At 59.0% G+C, this 3,569-nt stretch carries 4 protein-coding genes; 2 read left to right on the forward strand and 2 right to left on the reverse strand.

Annotated features, from left to right (window positions below):
- Positions 1-175: 175 nt before the first annotated feature.
- Positions 176-415 carry a hypothetical protein gene (locus NRB16_RS04910; RefSeq protein ID WP_144403313.1) on the reverse strand — a complete coding sequence of 80 codons (240 nt, stop codon included), beginning with the start codon at positions 413-415 and terminating at the stop codon, positions 176-178.
- 97 nt (positions 416-512) lie between these two features.
- Positions 513-1,562 (reverse strand): NAD(P)-dependent alcohol dehydrogenase, encoded by a 1,050-nt coding sequence (locus tag NRB16_RS04915; RefSeq protein ID WP_045491546.1) that lies wholly within the window; start codon positions 1,560-1,562, stop codon positions 513-515.
- A gap of 180 nt (positions 1,563-1,742) precedes the next feature.
- Here NRB16_RS04915 and NRB16_RS04920 point away from each other — a divergent pair, with 180 nt between their 5' ends.
- On the forward strand, positions 1,743-2,648 hold the full coding sequence (locus tag NRB16_RS04920) for an AraC family transcriptional regulator (RefSeq protein ID WP_045491544.1): 906 nt from the start codon (positions 1,743-1,745) through the stop codon (positions 2,646-2,648).
- A gap of 334 nt (positions 2,649-2,982) precedes the next feature.
- Positions 2,983-3,495 carry a hypothetical protein gene (locus tag NRB16_RS04925; RefSeq protein WP_257105589.1) on the forward strand — a complete coding sequence of 171 codons (513 nt, stop codon included), beginning with the start codon at positions 2,983-2,985 and terminating at the stop codon, positions 3,493-3,495.
- The last annotated feature ends 74 nt before the right edge of the window (positions 3,496-3,569 follow it).

Here is a 3,569-nt window from a genome sequence, read left to right on the forward strand (position 1 = left end):
AATGTACTAAGGGCGGGACACGCCCGGTTAGCCTGTGAAGTGAGCGCAGAGGTCATGGCGCCAGCAGCAGGAACCCACCGAAGCGACTCGGGGGCGGCTCGATGCCGCGCCTGAGCGCCGTAGGAATCTCCGGCCTTCAGGCCGGGGAGGATGTCAAGTCGTCGTCAGCCAGCGCTCAGGCCTGGCTGCGCAGCACAGCCATCCTGCGGCTGACCGACGAGCTGAACACCCGCTCCAGGGTGTCCAGCTCGGCCTGCGCCAAGCCTTGAGAACAGGCCAGGCCGAGGGTAAAGCCCTCGGCAACCCCGGCGAGCCGGGACATTTCCAGCACCCCGTCGGCGCGTTCGATATCGGCCAGAATCTGAATGGCTTCGGTCTTCACAGCATCGGGTATCAGCAGGTCGGGCAGAGACATGAGCTTCACCATATGAGGACTATCTGGGCACTCAGCGTAACAGCAAAACCGCGAGCCGGTGCGGCCCCGGAGCAATCACCGGCAAGCCAGGGATAGCTCAGGGCGCCAGGGTGGCGTTGTCGATCACAAAGCGATACTTGACGTCCCCCTTGAGCATCCGCTCGTAGGCTTGGTTGATCTGTTCGGCAGCGATCAGCTCGATGTCCGAGACGATGTTGTGTTCGGCGCAGAAGTCGAGCATTTCCTGGGTTTCAGCGATGCCGCCGATCATCGAACCGGCCAGGGTACGGCGTTTGGTGATCAGATTGAACACGTTCGGCGAAGGATGCGGCGAAGCTGGCGCGCCGACCAGGGTCATGCAGGCATCGCGCTTGAGTAGCACCAGCAGGGCATCAAGGTCGTGGGGCGCCGCCACGGTGTTGAGGATCAAATCGAAACTCTTGCGGTGGGCGGCCAGTTCGTCCGGATTACCGGTCACCACCACTTCATCGGCACCCAGCTGCCGCGCCGCTTCACGCTTGGACTCGGAAGTGGTGAAGGCCACCACATGGGCGCCCAAGGCGTGGGCCAGCTTGATGCCCATGTGCCCCAGGCCACCGATACCAACAATGCCGACTTTCTTACCCGGGCCGATGTTCCAGTGGCGCAGCGGCGACCAAGTCGTGATGCCGGCACACAGCAGCGGCGCCACGGCGGCCAGTTGTGCTTGAGGATGGCGAATGCGCAATACATAACGCTGGTGCACCACAATCTGCTGCGAGTAGCCGCCAAGGGTGTGGCCAGGGGCGTCCGGGGTCGGGAAGTTGTAGGTGCCGATCATGCCGTCGCAGTAGTTTTCCAGCCCTTGGTCGCAGTCTTCACAGTGCTGGCAACTGTCAACGATGCAACCGACGCCGACCAGATCACCGACTTCAAACGCTGCAACATGCGCGCCCTTGGCGGTAACCCGACCGACGATTTCGTGACCGGGCACACAGGGAAACTGAGTGCCGGCCCATTCAGCACGCACCTGATGCAGGTCGGAGTGGCAGATACCGCAGAAGGCGATGTCGATCTGCACATCGTCGGCGCCAGGCGCGCGGCGGGTGATTTGCAACGGGACGAGCGGCTGGTCGCCAGCATGGGCGCCGTAAGCATGGATGGTCATGGGAAAACTCCAGGCGGTTGGTCGTGATCAACATTTTTCCGGGTAACGACCAGAACCGGCTAACGTATTTCGCTGGATTTCTTGCCTGATCCGCTGGCTGTGCACATTTTCAGTAGGAGCACTCTGGCGCCCGAATTATTCTGCACATCTCAAGCAAATAGCCTGCAGGTTCGCTCGCCCATGACCACCCCACAAGCTTCACTGGCCCGCCTGATCGCTCGGCAGGTTGCCGAACCGGGAGACCTTGAAACGGCCATCAGCGGGCTGACCCTGTACCGGCGTAATGAGCTGGCGCCGCCCCAAAGCTGCATGGTGCCGCCCAGCATCGTGTTGGTCGCTCAGGGCGCCAAGCAGCTCTGGGCGGGCGGTGAGGGCTTTGCTTACGACAGTTCGCGGTTTCTGGTCACCTCGCTTGACCTGCCGGCCAACTCAGAAGTGACCCAGGCCAGTCCTGAACAGCCGTGCCTGGGGTTGGTGTTCAAACTGGACCTGCGGGTCATGGCGGAGCTGATTGCGTTGGGCGGCCTGGCGCTCAGTCGTGACAAAACCCCCGGCAAGAGTGTCGGCATCGGCACCGCCACCCCGGCGATCCTGACGCCGATGGTGCGCTTGCTGGAATTGCTCGATGAGCCCGAGGCCATTGCGGTGCTGGCGCCGATGGTCCAGCGCGAGATTCATTACCGGCTGCTATGCGGCGACCAAGGCGCCAAACTGCGCCAGATCGTCAGTGTCGACAGTCAGGGGCACCGGATCGCGCGGGCGATTGACTGGCTGAAACTCAACTACGCCAAGGCGCTGCGAGTCGAAGAACTGGCGGCGCGGGTGCAGATGAGTTCGCCGACTTTCCATCATCATTTTCGCCAACTCACCGCCATGAGCCCGTTGCAGTACCAGAAGTGGCTGCGCCTGACCGAAGCCCGGCGGCTGATGCTCAACGAGCATCTGGACGTCTCCAGTGCGGCGTTCAAGGTGGGTTATGAAAGCCCTTCGCAATTTAGCCGCGAGTATGGGCGATTGTTTGGCATTGCACCCAAACGCGACATTATCCAGTTGCGAGAACTGGCCGCAGCACAGTTGTTGGCGTGAGCGGCAGATTTACGTCATTTTTGCGAAGTGCCGAAGAAGACCGCTTAGGTAATGAGAAATATTTGGCGCTTTTAGAACGTTTATTCATGAATTGAAGGTGGATAGATCAATAAGCGATATCTATCGCATCGGTATCGCAGTGATGCTGATTAGCTGTTTCGCAATAGCGTCGAATCATCCGCTATAGCCAGCGGTTCGTGCGCATGCACGGCCTTTTCCCGGTTGTGTGCCCCATGGGGTGCTGCTGTTTCGGCATCTTGTGCGCAACCGGCAAATTCTTAGAATCGGCGCCATCAAGCAGTTATTCACGCTTATCGATAACGGAGTTTCGATCATGATGAACGCAATGCAGATGCCGATGAACACTTCCATGCCAATGATGCCGATGATGGGCATGCCGATGATGATGGCGACCATGAAGTGCGAAATGATGGCCGACGCCATGATGTGCACCATCAAGCCTGCGGCCGGCATGGACATGGCCATGTTCAAGAACAACGCCGAAATGATGGCGATGATGATGAACTGCGGCATGCCGATGATGATGCATTGCGGCAACATGGCGATGATGTGCATGTCCGAGAACGGCATGAACATGATGAACATGATGGCCGGCATGAACATGCCAATGATGATGCCGATGGGCATGCCCATGCCGATGATGAAGTGCATGATGACCTGCACCATCGAAGCCGACTGCATGAAGTGCATGATGATGCCGATGCCAGGCATGAGCATGGAGATGATGAACAACTGCTGCATGCTGATGAACAAGATGATGAACGACTGCAGCATGCCCATGATGATGAGCTGCAATGGTATGCCGATGATGTGCTGCACTTGCTGATTCGATCCGCTGAATGAAAAAGTAGGCCCAGCCCCCCCGGCGGGGCTTTTTTTTTATATTGATGTTTCTATGGG

Source organism: Pseudomonas sp. LJDD11 (assembly GCF_024584215.1).
GTDB lineage: Bacteria > Pseudomonadota > Gammaproteobacteria > Pseudomonadales > Pseudomonadaceae > Aquipseudomonas.